At 33.4% G+C, this 18,842-nt stretch carries 15 protein-coding genes and 2 pseudogenes; 3 read left to right on the top strand and 14 right to left on the bottom strand.

What is annotated here, in order from left to right:
- Positions 1–11: 11 nt before the first annotated feature.
- The 3 genes and pseudogenes from LDM92_RS06215 to LDM92_RS06205 all read right to left on the bottom strand — a co-directional run bounded on the left by LDM92_RS06215 (position 12) and on the right by LDM92_RS06205 (position 3,565).
- Positions 12–1,589: a type I restriction-modification system subunit M gene (locus LDM92_RS06215; protein WP_373868650.1), complete on the bottom strand. Its 1,578-nt coding sequence runs from the start codon at positions 1,587–1,589 to the stop codon at positions 12–14.
- 133 nt (positions 1,590–1,722) lie between these two features.
- Positions 1,723–3,006, bottom strand: coding sequence for a KAP family P-loop NTPase fold protein (locus tag LDM92_RS06210; RefSeq protein ID WP_223902467.1), 1,284 nt, complete (start codon positions 3,004–3,006; stop codon positions 1,723–1,725).
- 22 nt (positions 3,007–3,028) lie between these two features.
- Positions 3,029–3,565: pseudogene (locus LDM92_RS06205) on the bottom strand (DUF7010 family protein).
- Positions 3,566–3,786: 221 nt separating this feature from the next.
- On the opposite strand from LDM92_RS06205, the gene LDM92_RS06200 reads away from it, so the two are divergent.
- Positions 3,787–4,221: a LytTR family DNA-binding domain-containing protein gene (locus LDM92_RS06200; RefSeq protein WP_223902465.1), complete on the top strand. Its 435-nt coding sequence runs from the start codon at positions 3,787–3,789 to the stop codon at positions 4,219–4,221.
- Positions 4,218–4,676 (top strand): DUF3021 domain-containing protein, encoded by a 459-nt coding sequence (locus LDM92_RS06195; protein WP_223902464.1) that lies wholly within the window; start codon positions 4,218–4,220, stop codon positions 4,674–4,676. Before LDM92_RS06200 ends, LDM92_RS06195 begins: the two co-directional genes overlap by 4 nt.
- Positions 4,677–4,808: 132 nt before the next feature.
- On the opposite strand, the gene LDM92_RS06190 is transcribed toward LDM92_RS06195, so the two are convergent.
- From LDM92_RS06190 to rlmD, 10 genes and pseudogenes are all read right to left on the bottom strand, one after another.
- A complete protein-coding gene (locus LDM92_RS06190; protein ID WP_223902463.1) occupies positions 4,809–5,171 on the bottom strand; it encodes a TIGR02328 family protein in 363 nt (120 codons plus the stop codon).
- Complete coding sequence (locus tag LDM92_RS06185; RefSeq protein ID WP_223902462.1) at positions 5,168–5,548, bottom strand: YbgA family protein; 381 nt, start codon at positions 5,546–5,548, stop codon at positions 5,168–5,170. The genes LDM92_RS06190 and LDM92_RS06185 overlap by 4 nt, the downstream gene beginning before the upstream one ends.
- 118 nt (positions 5,549–5,666) lie before the next feature.
- Entirely contained in the window at positions 5,667–6,371 is a 705-nt protein-coding gene (locus LDM92_RS06180; protein ID WP_223902461.1) for a DUF6994 family protein, read from the bottom strand.
- A gap of 24 nt (positions 6,372–6,395) precedes the next feature.
- Positions 6,396–6,662 carry an AbrB/MazE/SpoVT family DNA-binding domain-containing protein gene (locus LDM92_RS06175; protein WP_223902460.1) on the bottom strand — a complete coding sequence of 89 codons (267 nt, stop codon included), beginning with the start codon at positions 6,660–6,662 and terminating at the stop codon, positions 6,396–6,398.
- Positions 6,663–6,840: 178 nt separating this feature from the next.
- Positions 6,841–7,194 carry a hypothetical protein gene (locus LDM92_RS06170; protein ID WP_223902459.1) on the bottom strand — a complete coding sequence of 118 codons (354 nt, stop codon included), beginning with the start codon at positions 7,192–7,194 and terminating at the stop codon, positions 6,841–6,843.
- Between the two features lie 11 nt (positions 7,195–7,205).
- Positions 7,206–9,098: an SNF2-related protein gene (locus LDM92_RS06165; RefSeq protein WP_223902458.1), complete on the bottom strand. Its 1,893-nt coding sequence runs from the start codon at positions 9,096–9,098 to the stop codon at positions 7,206–7,208.
- A pseudogene (locus LDM92_RS06160) lies at positions 9,064–10,373 on the bottom strand (hypothetical protein). The gene LDM92_RS06165 and the pseudogene LDM92_RS06160 overlap by 35 nt, the downstream one beginning before the upstream one ends.
- Position 10,374: 1 nt before the next feature.
- Positions 10,375–13,365 (bottom strand): type III restriction-modification system endonuclease, encoded by a 2,991-nt coding sequence (locus LDM92_RS06155; RefSeq protein WP_223902456.1) that lies wholly within the window; start codon positions 13,363–13,365, stop codon positions 10,375–10,377.
- 3 nt (positions 13,366–13,368) lie between these two features.
- Positions 13,369–15,387 carry a site-specific DNA-methyltransferase gene (locus LDM92_RS06150; protein WP_223902455.1) on the bottom strand — a complete coding sequence of 673 codons (2,019 nt, stop codon included), beginning with the start codon at positions 15,385–15,387 and terminating at the stop codon, positions 13,369–13,371.
- A 222-nt stretch (positions 15,388–15,609) separates the two neighbouring features.
- Positions 15,610–16,962: a 23S rRNA (uracil(1939)-C(5))-methyltransferase RlmD gene (gene rlmD, locus LDM92_RS06145; RefSeq protein ID WP_223902454.1), complete on the bottom strand. Its 1,353-nt coding sequence runs from the start codon at positions 16,960–16,962 to the stop codon at positions 15,610–15,612.
- Between the two features lie 173 nt (positions 16,963–17,135).
- Here rlmD and LDM92_RS06140 point away from each other — a divergent pair, with 173 nt between their 5' ends.
- Positions 17,136–17,846, top strand: coding sequence for a Bax inhibitor-1/YccA family protein (locus LDM92_RS06140; protein WP_046331795.1), 711 nt, complete (start codon positions 17,136–17,138; stop codon positions 17,844–17,846).
- 67 nt (positions 17,847–17,913) lie between these two features.
- Here the strand turns inward: LDM92_RS06140 and LDM92_RS06135 are convergent, their stop codons facing one another.
- Positions 17,914–18,834, bottom strand: a complete 921-nt coding sequence (locus tag LDM92_RS06135; protein WP_223902453.1) for a diacylglycerol kinase family lipid kinase — start codon at positions 18,832–18,834, stop codon at positions 17,914–17,916.
- Positions 18,835–18,842: the final 8 nt, after the last annotated feature.

Here is an 18,842-nt window from a genome sequence, read left to right as displayed (position 1 = left end):
AACAAACCTTACTATAGAATATCTTTTAACTGATTCAGCGTTTTTTGTCCTTCTGGGTTTGTTCCAACCAATTCATCCAATGTTTGCTTGATTTCATCAGTTGTTTCTTTTTCTTCTTTTGTAATGCTAGCCATATCTGCAACTAGTTTTTGCACATCAACTGGTGGTTCTTCTTCAAAAGTATCAACATAACGCGGAATATTTAGATTAAAATCATTTTCTTTAATCTCATCAAATTTTGCTAAATGAGCATATTTTTCAACATCTTGACGTGCAGAATAAGTAGTTAAAATCCGGTTTATATCTTCTTCACGTAATTTGTTTTGCGTTTTAACCTTTTCAAAGCCCTTAGAAGCATCAATAAACATGACATCACGGTCTTGCTTATCTTTTTTAAGTACAACAATCACTGTTGGAATACTGGTACTATAAAAAAGATTTGCTGGTAGACCGATAATTGCATCAATCGCACCATTTTCAAGCAGCTTTTGTCTGATTTTACCTTCAGCACCGCCACGGAAAAGAACGCCATGAGGCAAAACTATAGACATCACACCACTGTGCTTTAAATGGTAATAACCGTGAAGCAAGAAGGCATAATCAGCCTTGGACTTAGGTGGCAAAACACCATAAGGAGAGAAACGAGGATCATCTAAAAAGCCCTTGTTTGCTGACCATTTTAATGAATACGGTGGATTCATAACTACCGCGTCAAAGTTATTGGCTTCCTCTGCTGGCCAATCTTCGTCCAAAGTATCGCCATTACGCAAATGCCTGTTTGCTTGGTCAATGTTGTGCAAAATCAAGTTCATTTTGGCCAAGTTATATGTAGAAGTATTGATTTCTTGCCCATAATAAGTAACTCGATCGTGAGCTGAACCATATTTTTTAAAGTTTAAGAGCAGAGACCCAGATCCCATAGCAGGATCATAAACTGTCATTCCTGCTGAATAATCTTTGCCTACCAAAGTTAAACGGGTTAATAGCTCAGAAACTTGTTGAGGTGTATAAAATTCACCCGCTTTTTTGCCAGATTCTGAAGCAAACTGACTAATTAAGTATTCATAAGCATCTCCCAGACTATCTCCTGAAGTTTTAACCAATTCTATTTTGCCAATTGCTTGAATAACTCCAGCTATAGTATCTGTTCTTTTTTGCGCCGTACTTCCTAAACTTTTGGAATATAAATCATAATCATCAAATAACCCTTCAAAGTCTTGGTCCGAGCTTTCTAGTTTATTGAAAGCATCACCTAATTGCTTGACCTGAAAAGTATGATTATTGACTGCATTTAAAATACTATTATATGTGTATTCAGGTTCAATTACATAACCTAATGATACTCGTAACTCATTAACTAGTTCTGCATCTTCAGCATTATCTTCATATATTTTTTGAGCTTCATCTAGCGTTCCCTCTGGTTCGTCAGCTAATAATTCCAAAACGTTGTAAAGCATATGATCAGATAAATATTTATAAAAGACTGTGCCCAATAAATAGTTTTTATATTGACTCGCATCCATTTTCGATCGTAATGAGTCTGCTGCACTGAACAGCCCTTGTTGTAAACTTGTAGTTGTATTTGACAATGTTATCTCCTTTAATTTTAAAATTTATATTCAAAGTTATTTTCTAATTTAATTAATTGATTGAAATTAGCTCAATCAATGTCTATTTAATTGTACCATTATATATTTATCAATCAGATAAATTTTAATATGCTTATTTCTTAGTAGCTTTATCATCTTTATCTTCATAATTAGAAAAATTGGAAACTAAACTCAAAACCTCGCTAATGTGTTTTTTATAACCATTATCTTCGACAAATATACTTTCATATAATTTTTTTGCTTCATTTTTTAATTCATTAATAACTTTTATTCTTTTTATATTTGAAAAAGTTTTATTTATAGACAAGAAGTCGATAAAATCTGTGCCATCTTCATTAGAAATAAAGTCCTCATATTTATGCCTATCAATCATTTTCAGAGCAATTAAATATGGAATCACAAATAAATCTACCATTTCAAAACTATCATTAAATGGGAAAAAGCTACTGTTCCGTTTAGAGCGAGTTTTATAAATAGCAGTATTGACACGATTTTCAAAATGGCTGCGTTCCCTTGCACTAAAGTCAAATTTTGTTTCTAATTCTTTATAATACACTGGAAAGTTAGTATTAATATTCATTGAATCAGCCATGTTTTGATAATATAACTCAAGATCCGGTTCTGGGATTGACATAACAAAATCAAAAAATCTGTCCAAATAGCGATCACCGTTGAAATTTGAGCCATAAAGTTTTTGTATCGTGTTTTTCAATTCGTAAAGATTTACAGCAAACACAAAAGTTATTTTTTCATTATCAAAAAAATGTTGTACTCTTTCTAACAGCTTAACAGCATATACTGGGCGACATCTATCCAATTCATCAATAAAAATAACAAGACGACCATCTTTAGGTATTAAAGAAGCCAATTCTTTCTTAAATTCAGCTTCAGTATTTTCTTCTGTTTGAAATATATCCAAGATACTACCAATATCAATTTTAGCAATTTTTTCAACTGCTATTCTGACAAGTTGCTCTCCTGCTTTAAAAGCTACGCTCTTGGCTTTTGTTTTAATGTTAAAAGTCGTTGTAGCTATGCTTTTAGACAAAGAAACAATTGGATCAATGTTACTATCATTCTTCCAAGCATCAAAATATACTGATTTATAACTAATTTTGGAAAGTTTTTCCGTCTTTCCTTGTGTAACTGCTTCTAAGATTTTTCTTTTTTCACTGCTATCATTTTCATCATTTAGGCAATCTAAAAGCAGTTTACATTGCTTAATAAAGAAGGTTTTTCCGGATCCCCATTTGCCATCAACAGCAATCGAAATAGATCCATATTGTGAATTAAGCATTTTCACAAAATTATAAACACCATCATTTCTGCCCATACTATTAGTAAGAACGGTATTAATTATATTTTCGTCAGTTGGTTTTAAATCTATACTTCTCAAACTTTTACCTTTCTAAAAAACTTTAAAACTTAAATTTCCTATTTTCCCAAACTAAAGCAATGGAAAAAATAATTTCAATTCCGATCATTGTCAAAACCAAAATTGCTGGCTCAAAGTTTAGTCCAATGATTAAGGCTAAAAAGGGTATTAAAATCGCCAAAGTAAAATAAATCCTTGACTTATAAAACTAACTATATGGCAGTAAATGTGCGCCAAAAATAACTGCTAATATCATAAGCATTTTCTCTGGTATAGTTGGATAAATCCACATCGCAATTAGTAAATACAATGCTTGATTAACAGAAAACAGGATTCCTAGCTCTGTTAGTGGATTACCTTTGTTTTGAAAATCAACATTAATTAGCTTTGAAACAAAATAAGATAAAGGCAATAAAACTGAAGCGTAAACAAAAGTAAGAAGGTTTTTCGTTAGTATTGGAATAGATGAAATGTGAATAATTGCAATGGTTAGCCAAATAATAATTGAAGCCAGTATTATATGCAGTCCTCTTTTTTGTTTAAGTGCACAATCTAACCTTAATTCATTAATTTCTTGCATCCTCTTCATCCTTTGTTGGGTAATTTAAGTAAAACAACTTTTCTTTAAATTATACTTTAGTATATTCATGCACTCAAACCCTCTTTTAATTATAAAAGCTAAATTTGAACCAGAAACACAAATTTTATAACCATTAATGACATTTATTCCACCATTTGCAGTAATCTGGGATAAAAGTGAAATTCATCTACTATACTTATTAGCAGAAAGGAGCGCCAGGCATGAAAATTAATTGTCACATCGATCCTAATATTAGCGAAGAACATGGTGAATTACGGATCAAAAAAATGACACCAGCAATTAATGAACTTTTGCAAAAATTAGCACAGTCAGAAAATTCATTATGGTGCCATTATCAATCTCAAATTTATCCGATTAATTTTGAAGACATTTATTCACTTGAAGTTGCTAATAGAGATATTAATGTTTATACAGAAAAGCAGCAACTTACATATAATGATCGTTTATCAAATTTGAAAGCAGATCTACCGAACTATTTTATTGAAGCTTCACGCAGCGCTATATTTAATTATCAACATATCGATCACCTTGAATTACTTAATAATGGGTTAATCGATGTGGTTCTGACTAATAAGCATCGCGTACAAATATCAAGAAGAAATATTAAGACCCTGAAAGAGAGGTTAGGAATATGAAAAACACAAAGAGATTTATCAATTATTTGTTTAATTTTGCCGTTAGGGGAATCTTCATTGGTTTAATGATTTCTATCTTTTGCAGTTATGCATCACATAGCTCAGTTTATGTTCCATCCAGTCCATCTTTTACGACAAAATTTAGTAATTTGCTCAATGCTTTTAGCGTCTCAATTATTCTCTGGGCGGTTACTGGAATTTTTTTCGGTTTTGGCAGTTTTATCTTCACTATTAACCAATGGTCATTATTAAAGAAGACGGTTATAAATTTCTTTACCTACTATTTTGGATTTATTTTCTTGGCCCTTTTAGCTGGTTGGGTTTCGTTAAACTTGGTTAACTTTATAAAATTTACTGTGATTTTTGTCATTATCTACTTAATTTGCTGGTATTATAATTACCATAAAATTGCAAAGGAAATTGCAAATATTAATCATAAAATCAAAAAAAAGTAATCTAATTACCATGGCAAAAAAGTTGAGCATTCATGTCAAAGTGCTCAACTTTTTTACTTGCGTTTCTTAAAAAAATCTAGGAAATTGTCATCATCCAGTGTCAATCTTGCAATTTTTAGCAAACTAAACTTATTACAAATCTATTCCTTTTTGATGTAAATTATCTAAGCAACTTTGCAAATATTCATCATTGTGCTCTGGATAAATTGGATCAGTCCAGGGAATAGCCGGTAAACTCTCGTACTTAGGACAATATTGTCCTCTATAATAAGGATCAAACCATTTAACATCTGGATGATAATGGCGCCGTTGCATTTCAGCTAATACTAACAAATGAAATTGATACAATTTATATGGTGAATACTGAAAAACATAATTAACAGTAGAATGTGGTTTGTCCCAGCCACGTCCGCGCAAAGCCGCAATTTCTCGATGTTGCCCTAATAACTGTTGCTTAGGCAATCGCCAAATTAAGTCTTGATGCCATAATCTCATGATTTTTCTTTGCACTCCTGAATTAAACGTGAGTTTAATAAATAAGAAACTTGATATTTTTCAGCTAAACGACTTAAAAATGGACCCAATTCATCTTCTGTTGGTGACAATTCTTGCAATAAATGTAAGTAAGTTTGTTTTTCCTCTTCCGTACAAATTTTTTTAAAATAACCCCAGACATGTTGATAGGCATTGGTTAAGGTTTTAACTGTTGGGGTTTGCCTCGCTGCTTTTTCTAATAAGTCCTTGAATTCAATATTCTTTTGTTCTGACCAGTCGTTGTCTTTAGCTAGCAGCCTAATCTGTTCATAGCACTGTTGCGAATGAGCCATCACCCAATATTTATTATAGGCCCACTCTTCTTGCCATTTATCCATTTTCAATTGTCCTATTTTTTCATGCATTTACATGCGTGGCTTTATTAATATTAAATTCTTCCTAACTAAATTTTATTACTAAATACTATTTCGCAACAAACGAATGAAACTAAATTTATTAAAACAGCTTATCCAAAGTTAATAACTGTTCCATGTATCGTTTTTGAACATTTTTATTCTTAGATTTACTCTGAAGTTGCTGTAAATCGCCAGTAACAGTTTTTCTTTGTCTAAATTCAATATCTAAAACTTCAAAATTTTCATTAACAAAGTTTTCGAAGTGCATTGCCTGAACGAATTTTGGAAAATCATTGTTAAAAGCATCAAGCCAAATGATAGTATTATTATTTTGATAGGCTTTTTGCATCGGCGTTTCTTTACCCATAAAGTAATGTTTCAAATCATATAACAAGTAATCAATGCGATCGTGGTAAATTTGATAGCGATAAGTATTTATTGTTGGAACTTTATGCTGGGGCCATATGAAATGTAACTTTACACTTGATCTTATTTTGGCATAATTTGACAAAAATTCTGGCGTACTTGAACCTAAATCTTTTAAACTTTTAACACCACAAACAATATCTGCTGACATTTTTATCTTTTGCTTATTGTCGCTAACAAATAAATTACATTTCTTGCGCTCTAAATTATATTTAAGAGCTAGATCTTTGTATAATTCGTCATCACAATTATCTGGATCTTCATATAGAGCATCTTCAACATTTTTGACCCTTTTAGGATCATTGGTTTCCAACCAGCGGTAATAATCACTTTGATAGAAATTTTTCAAACGTTCAATGTTTTTTAAGTATACTTGCAAAAATCATTCATTCTCCTGACTCTATTAGCCATTAACCTTCCAGTCATGGAAATCCGGCGATTTTTTAGGGTCAAAATAACCATTTTCATCGATTTTAACATCTTCAACTGGAATTTGCTTAACCAAATTAGCCCAATCTAATGCCGTTGGTAATTTTTTGATAGTAATTTCACCATTATTTAGTTCGAATGACACTTTGCTTCCCTTATTCAAACCTAAAGCTTTCCTGATTTGTATGGGAATAACTACTTGTCCTTTTTTTGAAACTTTACCAGTAAAAACGCTGTCCATAACAATTCCTCCTTGTAAAGAGTCTCTTAATTCAAACTCAATATCATAAAGTTAGTTTAGGTTCAAGATTCTTATTTCAGATATTTTAATATAATTCATTTAATTAAGTATTGGCCGTAGACCACTGCATATGGGAATTGAATATTTGTTCAAGCATTAGTAAGTGCTGAGATCATAGTTAGTTGGTATAAAGTTGGTATAACTTAAAGCCCATATTTGCTTGGTGAAATTCATCGAGATTCCAATAGAGTAATTTTAGAGGTGTTTTACCTGAGGTAAAATGTAAGTGATTAAAGAGCTTTTGATAGCTTAATAGATATAGATTCTTGTTAACAGTTTCTTCATTTTTCTGCAAATTTAGTACATGACATTCTTTATTTGCAAAGTTTTTTAGCACCCTGAATCTGATCATTGCTTCGTCTTTATCTGTCATTGCCAATTTTTCAAGCCTAGAAGCTTCATTCACCATATAGTCTATCCGTTCTTGTAATTCTTCTTTGGTTGTATTATCGGATGGAATAATAGTTTCCATATTATGTCTCCCTACTTATATTTTCCAATTACTATGTCCTTTACTTCTTGAAGATAGTCGTCTGTATACTCAGGAACTAATAACTGACCGTCAATGGCATCAAGCATAATTTTTTCTTTATCCTTCAATTTTTTATAGACTGTATTATCAATGAAGCCTGTATGAGCAACATCACCTTTAGTCATTAAATAATAATATCGTGTATATTGATCAGCTGGTAGCCCTAAACGATTAATACGATCTCTTGATTGCAGCATGAAGGTTAAATTGAAGTTATATTCAAAATAAACTGCATCATGAACTGTTTGATGCAAAGAAATAGACTCACCTAAAGTATTAGGATTGGAAACTAGTACTTGTACATCACCACTTCGGAAATTTTCAATCATTCCTTCACGATCCTGCTTAGGAGTTGCACCGTAGACCAAAATTGTTTTGATACCTATACCATTGAGTGTATCAGTGATCTTCTGCATAGTGCCAATAAACATTCCCCAAACAAGTACCTTTTTCCCTTGACTGACTAGTTTTTTGATCAAATTAATTCCTATCTCGAATTTAGGCGATTTCACTTTAGCTAGATCATACTTTTTATAAGTTTCTCCACTGCTAATATTTTCTTTTTCAATTTTTAATTCTTGTTTATTCCAGACACCAGAATCTATATCAATCAGTCCCAATTCTTTATAGTTAATTTTTGTTTTTAACAATTCGGGATTAGTCGATGCCTGTAACAACCTAATGAAAGTAGCTAAAGTCCCATTTTCATTTTCATAGATAGCATGAGCCAAAATTAGTTGATTCTTTGAGGGTGCAACTTGTTCAATAATATCTGGATCTGGCTTGGGCACATGCAAATCTTTTTTATTAGTTCGCCAAAAGAAAGGCGATAATTTATGATTAACCTCTTTAGAATCGAGACCATTTAGTTTTGTCAAATCCCAGGAAAAAAATGAGGAGTACTCATTGGCGTACATGAGATGCAAGAAATTGTAAATATCTCTAAAGCCATTGGGAATTGGTGTCCCAGTTAATACGTAACGATAGTACGGTACGTTACTTAAACTCAAAGCCGCCCTTGCGCGTTGACCTCCAATAGCTTTTATCCGATGGACCTCATCAAACACCAACATCGTTTTCAAATCTACCAAATCATTGATAATATCGAGCTTGCTTTGTAATGATTCATAATTGATATTGATTACATTTGCTTGAACCCAATCATGCGTAATAGCACCATAATTATTATTGTACTTTTTATCTCGCAAATTTAAGTAGTGTAATCGACGCTTCGGACCAAATACAGCTTTAAATTCAGTCCGCCAAGCCGCAAAAGCATTCAGAGGTGAGACAACTAATAATTTATCTATTTTATCTACTTTTGGACTAGATAAAAAAGCAAAGGTTCCGTACATCATTGCTGTTTTCCCAGCACCAGGAACTGAGAAGTTTGCTGCACGTTTCATGATAGTCATAAAGAAACTAGCTTTTTCTTGTTCTACTTTTAGTGGCCGAGTAATTTCTTGACTAACAATTGTTTTGAATATTTCAAATTCTTCATGCCAACGAGGATCCCCATCTTTAATTGTTAAACCAGCATGACTTTGTTTTTTAATATAATACTTCTGCTGTTGCACAAAATGATCAAAATTTTTGCTAGTCTTTATTTGAGGTAGCCCTTTTCTTTTCAAACGTTGATTAAGCTTGTTAACTAACTCCAACAACTGTACATATGTTAAATCTCTTTTAAAAGTTCTTTTTTCAAAATTTTCAAAATATGGAGAAAAGATAGCCAACCCACGCTTAGCAGTTTTTGTTTCCAAAGTACGGACTTTATCATCTAAAAGTTGAAATAACCCGTTTTCATTCTTAATGATTATTGGACTGTTTGATTTCATTTCCATACTTATTGAACAACTCCTTACTTAGCTGATTCAAATCACGCATATATTTCTGTAAAGTTTTCAGTTGACCTTCACTTACTTCGCTATAGCGTAAATTTCCGAATAAGCCATTATTTTCATTCAAATCATGGTAGGACTTTACATTTTGCTTTATGTTTCGAATAAACTTATCTACAGACTCACTATTAAGAGCATTCTGCTTGTATGCCTCAAAAGTATCACCTATGGCTTCAACTGTTTTATCTTCATCCGTCAAGCTTTGCATTAAATCGGAAGTTGTATTGATGTCATTATTTTGTAGTGCATCAGACAAATCATCAACCATATTTGTTATACTATTATTAAATTTTCTATTATTATCACTGTTGTTAACCACATTTCTACCATATTGTCGAATATGTGTTCGAGCTGTATTTCCAATAACACCAACATGAATTTGATAAAGTATCACACCAAAATATGAATTCATAGTTTCATTTTTATGAACTTGAGAATCCGGACTGTTTCCAAAATTCTTAGAAAGTGATTTCCCCATTTCGTAAAATAAAGACCAAACCTTGCTTTCTTTCACTATATTATAGGCATTTTCTGGTGCTCCAATAAACTGAAGAAATTTTCGCATATAAACAGCACCATCATAGTACTTTTTAACCTCATTTAAACGCATATGGGAATCGGCAGCGTAATCAGCTTGAGTCATTATAGGACAATTACCACTAGTAGTTTGGTAAATATCCACAGCTAAATCAACTGGATCATAATCTTTCCGTTCCTCAACCCCCATCTGAAGAGCTAGTTCTAGTTTCTTAATTTTGACTCGTTCGGCTTTTTTGTTATATGAAAAAGGTAAAACAACGGCTTCAAAATAGACTGTTTTGCCTGTTGATTGCTTAATATCACGCAAAGCAGTAAAGCGGCGGTTACCATCTACAATACGACCATCATCTAATACATAGCCGTATACTTGTTGTCCAGATGCAGCTATAGATTTCTCAGTTCTTTTAAGTGCAGTTAAATTATCTTGTTTAATCAATTTAGCTACAAAATTATTATATTGAGGATCATCTTGATCATTAGCAGGATTTAATTCATCTTGATATTGCGATATTCCTGTCGCTATCCGTCCATTTTTATCATTATAATACAGATATTCGAGTGGGATTTTATAAACATTTAAGGTTTCAGAACTAACACCATCAACCTTGATTGGCAATTTTGGTTTGGCACCAGTTTTTTCAAATTTCCTTCATTCGCTAGTTTAATTAATGATATTATCTTAGTTTAGCTCCCCATTTTCCAGCTTACTAATCAAATCATGTACTTCTTGCTCACTAGTTGCCATCTGATAATAAACCCCTGTTTCTTTTAATTGATCAAAATACTTCTGCTGAATAATATGAATTTGTTCATCACCAAGTCGCTTGTTTTCAGCTTTAGTTTCAATCACCAAATAGGTTGGCTTTTTATTGCTATGTTCAATTTTAAAAATAAAGTCAGGTGTTGTTGTTCCGTTATCAAAACGCGGAATTTTAATAGCTTGCTTGGGTAATTTGCCAAAGACACTAATTTTTGGTCCATATGAACGTTGCAAAATTTTTAGCTCTGGATCTGCACTGTCATAACGTAAAGGTGGTCTATCATATAAATAAGAGGGATCTGAAGTAGAATTTGATTGATAAACTCCAATAGCATTTGCTGGAATTGAGTCAACGAATTCATGTTTCTTTGCATTATAGATTGATGTCGAAGCAGAGAAATCAAGAGGTTCATAACTATAAGACGTTTTAATACGATCATTAAATTGATTTTTAAAAGTCTTAATCAGATTGCATAAAGTTTTCCCATTAATATAATTAGTATTACCCTTTAAACGCTTAATAGCACTAATCATAAGATTATTAAGTAAATTAACTGGTAAATCCGTTTCCTTTGCTAAGATTTTGAGGAACTTGCCATAATTCATTGTTAGGTATTCTCTTTTAAAATCTGACTTTGATTCACTAACTGAGGCATTATTTTTATCATTTGATATTTCTTGATGAATCTCTTGATGAATCATTTGTGGTCGTTCCAAGACAAAAATCTTATTATCACTATCGTTAAAAACATTTCGTGCAACAATTTCCGCATTTTGATTAACTGAAGGATCAAACTTAATCATTTGCCGCCTAGACAGCTGTAGCCAAAGATCACTAAGTTGCTGCCAGTTTTGCTTACGTAATTTAATTGCAGTGCTTTCTTGAGAATTTTTATCTCGAACTTTACCTTTTGTAACCTGCGTTCTCTGTTCTAACTCTGGGTAGAAATAGCATAAAGCTTCATAACCTGACATTTTTTGATTTTCAATTTGTACCTGCTGGTTAAACTCGTTTGATCGGTCAATCACGTCATGTGCCTCTAAATCAATAAGCAATTGATTACTATTAAATTTGGGATCAGTTTTTTTTCTTTCTTCCACAATTAGATTTATCATTTCTTTCGTAAGCTCTTTATGATTTAATCTGACTGGCGAATCATCATTAATTTCACCCACTAATTTTTCAGCAAAATCTTTTTCATCATAACCAACCAAGAATGAAAGCCTGCTCTGCCATTCATCTTGAGTTAAACGATGACCAGTTTCATCTACTGGTAGTCGTAAACCACGACCAACTTCTTGAATCTTACTAGTTTCCGATCCAGAAGTTCTCAGCTTTGCGATAGTAAATACATTTGGGTTATCCCAACCTTCACGTAAAGTCCATTTAGAGAATAAAAAACGCCTAGTGATCCACTTTCCATTTTTGTCCTTAAAACTCAACAATTTCTCTTTATTACTTAATATATCTTTAACTTCTGCCTGAATGTCTACATTTGAACTACCTATATCTTCGCTAAAATAGCCAGCATAAACATCTTGATGTCCAGATTGCAAACTTCTTAAAGTTGCTTGTAAGAAAGAGTAATAATCTTTTTTGCGTTCGTCAATCGCCATTTCATAACGATCCATCATTTTTTTTAATTTTTGCGTTAAAAGTTTCTCAAAATGTTTGGCTAACCAGCCTTTTTTATTATTTTCGCCACGAAAACTAGAAATGCTATCAATGAAAAATAACGATAAAGTCTTAATTTTTGGCGGATTATTACCTGAATTTGGTCTTAAAAAATTTTCCTCTTCTGCTTTAAAATGACACTCTAAAGCTTGTGAGATGATTTCATCTTGGTAATTTTCGGCAAAAGTTCCTGGAATTAGCTTCATGTCTTTAGATAGAGCCAATCCATTTGATAATTCACAGTCAGTCCCGCCATCATAAGTAATATTACCCTCAAATCCAGAGTCAACATCTGCTAACTTTTCACCAACTTTAAGAGAATATTCGTTATTACCTTTAGAAAGAACTAATTCCCTTGCCTTAGCTTGCTTTACTCTATATAGGTTATTTGCCTGTTCTTTAGGCAAGTCAGGAAAATAAATGTCAATTCCCTTAACTAGACCCTGATTAAAACTGTCGATGGCATCAAGGTTAAATTGGGGTTTACCACGGTAATAATCCACTTTGATTATCTTATTTTTACCACGACCCGTAGTACTTTCTGGAAAAGTAGCTCCAAAACGAATAATTAGCTGTGGCTCCATTTCTTTAATGTCATCATAGAACTTTTTGCCACGTGGAAAGCGTTGAGGTTCATCTATAATCAGTACAGGTCTAGTAGCGGCTATGGCCTTAATTGGTGAAGTTTCACCGCCCAGTAAAGTTTGATCATAATCATCATGATGCATTGACCTGGAATGAAGCATTCCTTGATTTACCAAAAGAACTTCAATTTGATTAGCATTTTGCCTAGTAGCTTCAACAAATTCAGATAATTGAGCCGGAAAATTGCGCCTACCTGAGCGTGAACTAAAATCACCAGCATTAATTACATTCAATTGTATCCGAGTGTTTTCATAAAACTCACTGAAGTGCTGTTTAGCATAATCACTATTAATAAAGTTTCGTGTTCCTTCTTTAATGCTCGGACTTGGCACGGCAATGACGAACTTAAACAATCCATACTTTTGATGAAATTCGTACATCATTCTTGTATAAACATAGGTCTTCCCTGTTCCGGTTTCCATTTTAATGTCGATATTAGCTTCATCCCTAAAGCGATGTTTAATTAATGGATTAGCATAAATATAATTAGCATTTGAATCATTGCTCATGGCATCCATACCAGGAAATGCATTGTTAATTGCACAAAGAGCGTCAGTTTGGTGTTGCAAAGTTTCAAGTCTAATCTTCATAAATTAATACCTCTTTAATAAAGTAACTTTACTATCTAACTGCTTCAAGCCATTTTCTAACTCTCTCAATTCCGCAATATTAAATGAATAGCCAAAAATAACCACACTTTGAACATTCAATTTGTGAGTACCAAGTTGGTTCAATAGTTTCTTTGTCTCATTACTAGTCCAGCCTTCGTTAATTAAGTAAAGACGATCATCTTCAACCTTATGAGCTATGTAGTCATCAAACTTAACTTCGTCAACTTTTGCATCAAAAGGATAGCCATCCTTAGCTAACCAAGTCGTAAGAATTGTTTGCTCACCTGACGTATTCCCAGGAATATTCAAGCTATTACTAGAGAACCCTTCAACCATGTTGGTAAACAAATTAATGTTATTTGGATCAAAATTATCAATATTTTCAAGGGTTAGCTTAGACGGCTTAACTACTCGGTAATGTTTAAAACTGCCATCAAAATCTTTAGGAAAAGTTAATTCGTTATCTTCTTTAATCTTTTTGGCAGCAAGGCGAATCCGTTTACGTGAGATTGCATCAATAGATTTAAAGCCAGCATCATAAGCTCCTTTTCCGCCTTTAGTTGGAATATAATTCCCCTTTTTATCTAATTTAGGAGTTCCATCCTCGTTAGTTTCATATGTTTTTTCAGGAAGCTGAACCATTATGAATCTGCGGTGTCCACCATCTTCTGCATTAAGTTGCATTACAGCATCGGCAGTGGTAGAGGAGCCGGCAAAGAAATCAAGTACTAATCCATCTTTACTTATATTACTAATTGAAACTAAAATTTTGATTAATTCAATCGGTTTAGGATTGGTAAATACTTGATTTTTAAATAACTTTTTCAAATAAAGTGATGCTTTTTTATTACCTGGCACAATTTTAAAATCATCTAACAAGTTAGAAGCTTGCTTAGTCCTTCCTTCAGCATAGTATTTCACATATGGTACCCACCTACTAGACTTATATCCACCAGACTTAAAGTTTTTGTTTTTATTTTTCTTCCAAACGATCATACCCTCATTTAATAGTTGAATATACGTTTTTTTTGCTACTCTCCATCGACTTAAATAACCTGATGGTCCAAATGGATAAACCTCACTGTTATCTGGAGCAATTAAAGGATAAAACATTTTAGGCCTATCTTCTTTTCTATCAGCATTACCAGTCTTTCGAAGCTGCAATACTGAATACTTTCCTTTACTATCAGTTTCAGAAAATCTTTTTAAATCTTCATCAGTTAAAGGTAAACCTCCAAGTTTAAATTTGTTTGACTTAGAAAAACATAAAACATAGTCTAAACTACTTCCTAATTTATTAGCGTCTTGTCCTGTCGTTGTACCAGTTGCCCTGGTAATACACCCAATATAATTGCTTTCACTAAAAATATTATTACATATCTCTACAAGATTAGCTTGTTCATTATCATCTATAGAAATGAAAATAATCCCTTTATTTGACAATAATCTTTTTGCCAATACTAAACGAGGATACATAAAAGTTAACCAAGCGGAGTGACTGGCTTTTAGTTGAATACTCTTAAGCCTTTCAACTTCATCATCATTCAAACCGAACATTTTCTTTAACTTATCATCACTATATTCAAAAGAATCTTGATAGGCAAAGCCATCACTACCAGTGTTATATGGGGGATCAATATAAATTACATCAACTTTATTAGTATAAGCTGTTTGCAAATGGCGTAAAACTTCCAAATTATCACCGGTAAAGAACAAGTTCTTACTGTTCTTGCCTTCACCTTGATTTTGTTTTTCATCAGGCACAATAACAGTACTTGGCATTTCACCAGCCTGGCGACGAGCGTAATCCTTACCAATGAAATTTAGTTGATAACCTTCACTAAGTTCATTGACGTTCTTGTTTTTTAATTGTCTTTTAAATTTATCAAGGTCAAATGACCCATCTTTTGTAAAAAACTCAGGCAGTTTTTCCTTCAGTTCATTTAGAAAAGCAGTATTTGGCTGCACAGCCTCATTGTATTTTTCATTGTCTGTTTTCATTGATTACTCTCCTACTTTAAGTTTATACTCGTCTCGCAAATATCTTAATGCTTATATTTTATTATAATTATAATATGCTTTTTTAGGCTTTTAATAATTCTTATATTATTTTATAACACATTTTAATTTACTTTTATAGTACTAAAGTACCTTGGATACTTAATTATAAATTTAAATAGCTCCAATATTAATTTAAAATGCCACTATACAAGCATTTAGTACTTATTTCCTAGTCCGTTCCAGTACCGTAACCGCCTCTACATGCGGTGTTTGCGGAAACATGTCAACAGGATCAATTCGACTAAAGGTGTAGCCTTCATTCATAAATTCTTGCAAATCACGAATCATGGTTGCAGGATTACATGAAATATAAACAATCTTCTTTGGACTAGTTTTTACTGCTGCTTCAATAAATTCTGGTGTTAATCCTTTTCGTGGTGGGTCGACAAAGATAACATCAGCTTTCATTCCCTTAGCAGCCCATCTTGGCAGCACTTCTTCTGCCTTACCAGTCACATATTTTGCATTATTGATACCGTTTAGTTTGGCATTATTATTAGCATCTTTCACCGCGTCAGACACGCTTTCAATTCCACGAACAGATTTAACGTGTTTGGCAACGCTTAAACCAATAGTTCCAATACCAGAATAAGCATCAATCACGATATCGTCCGCCTTTAAATCAGCCTTTTTAATGGCTAAATCATATAAGCGAGGTGTTTGCAGTGAATTGATTTGAAAGAAACTTTCAGGAGAAATCTTAAACTTCACATCACCTATTTGATCCGTAATTTGTGGTTTACCAAAGATTAAGTAATCAACTTTACCTAAGATAACGTTGGTCTTCTTCGGGTTATAGTTCAAGACAAGGCTAGTTACGCCATCGATTTGTTTAATTGCCTCTGCTACTTTAGGTAGTTGCGGAAAATCCTTGTGCAAACAAACCAAGATGACCATAATTTCACCAGTCGCTTTACTGCGGCGAGCGTCCAAGTACCTGACTTCACCCTGATTATGAATTTCATCGTAAGCTGGAACACGGTATTGTCTTAAAATGTCACGCACAGCAACTAAAACGCGGTCAATTTCAGGATCAGTAGTAAAGAAATTGGTCAGAGGCACCAAATCGTGCGAGTGTTTTCTAAAAAAGCCAATTTCAAGCTGGCCTTTAACTTCACGCACTGGCACCTGTGCCTTATTACGGTAGCCAGTTTGTTCTGGACTAGGCAAAGTCTCGCCTACTTTTACATCATCTAAATGTGCTTTCTGCAGTAAATTTACTACTTGATTACGTTTAAACTCCAGCTGCTTATTGTATTTGATGTGTGCTAAAGAAGCTAAGCCAGTTTGAACCCACTGGTTGAGCTTAATATTAACCCGGTCAGGGCTTTCCTTGATAATTTGCTCAATTTTAGCAAAAGCAAAGTGCTTTTTTACTTTTAAGATCTTGGCTTCTACCGTTTCTCCCGGTAAGGCATTGTTAACAAATACCGTCATCCCTTCATAATGGGCTACTCCCATAGCTTCATATGATAAGTCGGTAATTTCAAGTTTAATTATTTGATTCTTTTCCATATTTTGTCCTTTTTTACAAACACTAATTAATATCTTTATTTTACTAAAAATCTCAGCAAAAGTAATGCAGATACCGGTTTCTTAATATTGGATTAATTTCAGCTTTATCCCTTCACACTTACTTTAGTCTGTGTTACTTTTAATACTAATAAATTAAAGAAAGGACGTTTTTCATGAATAATTACGATACTAATTCAGATAGGCGCCAAATCCACACCATCTCCGAAACTAATACTTTTTTAACTAAAATGTATGCTCTCATGGGTGGTGCCGTGCTGATTTCTGCATTAGCAGCTTACTTAACAATGACCGTATTCAGAAGCGCTGTGATGAACATGCCAGTAGCTATGATGTGGCTCATTTTATTTGTACCTTTTGGCTTATCAATGGGAATTAGCTTTAAGGCAGATCGTAGTCCAGTGGCCAGTTTAGTAATGTTAACAATATTATCAGCAATTTACGGCTTTGAGTTTGCCTTAATTGCCGGCTTTTATACCGGCACCCAAATCACCACTGCTTTTGTTTCAGCAGCTGCCGTGTTTATTGCCATGGCCTTGTTTGGTACTTTTACTAAAAGGGATCTTAGCAATTGGAATTCATACTTGAGTGCTGCTTTACTTGGTTTCGTTGTTGCCTGGGTAGTTAATATGTTTTTACGTAGCCCTGCCGTTACCTATGTCTTCTCATTTATCGGTGTCATTCTTTTCACGGGCTTAGTTGCCAGTGATGCTAACAGAATGAAAGCAATTTACAGTAATTACGGTGATCAAGTTTCAACTAATGGTTTAGCAGTTCTCGGTGCATTACAACTTTACCTTGACTTCATTAATATTTTTATGTTCTTGCTAGAAATCTTTGGTGGCAGTGGCAATAGCCGCAACTAATAGATTTTATTAACAAGCAAAAAGAGCAACTACTATTAACAGTAGTTGCTCTTTCTTTGTGTTTTAATTATTCACCAACAAAAAATTCAATTCGTTGTTGTAAATTTTTAAAGGTAACAGGACAATAATCACCAATTTCACCATCAAGGTTAACCGGCAATTTTTCGCCTTTGCTTTTACCCATTAATTCAATCTTTAAACTACGCGTCTTAGTGTAAATAATGTCAGGATCATCAACGTGTTTGCCATTTAAAGCTAAAGCCATTAATTTTAACAACTTTACTGGTTCAGACGGCTTGACAATTATTAATTGAAACAAGCCATCACTTAGTTCAGCGTCAGGCATTATTTGTTCAAAACCACCAATAGAATTAGTCATTCCGAGCAATAGCATTGAAAGCTTGCCCTCATACACGCCTTCATCATATGTCAGACGCAATTCATTTTCAGTTAAATGAGGCAACATTTCAGCACCTTTAATTAAATAGGCGGTATAACCCAGAGCAGACTTTACTTCTGAAGGAACTCCATAAGTTAATTCGGTTAGTGAGCCACAAGCTGCAATATTGACGAAATACTGAATATCTTTGGCAAAAGTTGCTTGACCTATGTCCATTTTACGAGTTTTATTTTTGAGAATAACTTTTGTCGCTTCGGCAATATCATTTCGTGGAATATGTAGAGCACGAGCATAATCATTAGTTGTACCGGCAGGAATAATTGCCATCTTAGGTCTTTTCTCTAAATAAGCAATGCCGTTTACTACTTCATTGATGGTGCCGTCACCGCCAGCAGCAACAATCAAATCAAAGCCTTCATTAGCTACACGGGTTGCTTCTTTTTGCGCACTTTGCTTTTCCGGCTTAGTTCTAAATGCACTTGCCTCATATCCAGCTTGTTCCAAAACGTCCAATATATCCGCGACATTTTTAGGCATCTGTTCGTGACCAGATACAGGATTATAGATCAATCTTGCTTTTTCAGTCATAATTTCTA

The organism is Lactobacillus laiwuensis (assembly GCF_019972835.1).
Taxonomy (GTDB): domain Bacteria; phylum Bacillota; class Bacilli; order Lactobacillales; family Lactobacillaceae; genus Lactobacillus; species Lactobacillus laiwuensis.
This window is presented reverse-complemented; position numbering and strand designations above follow the sequence as displayed.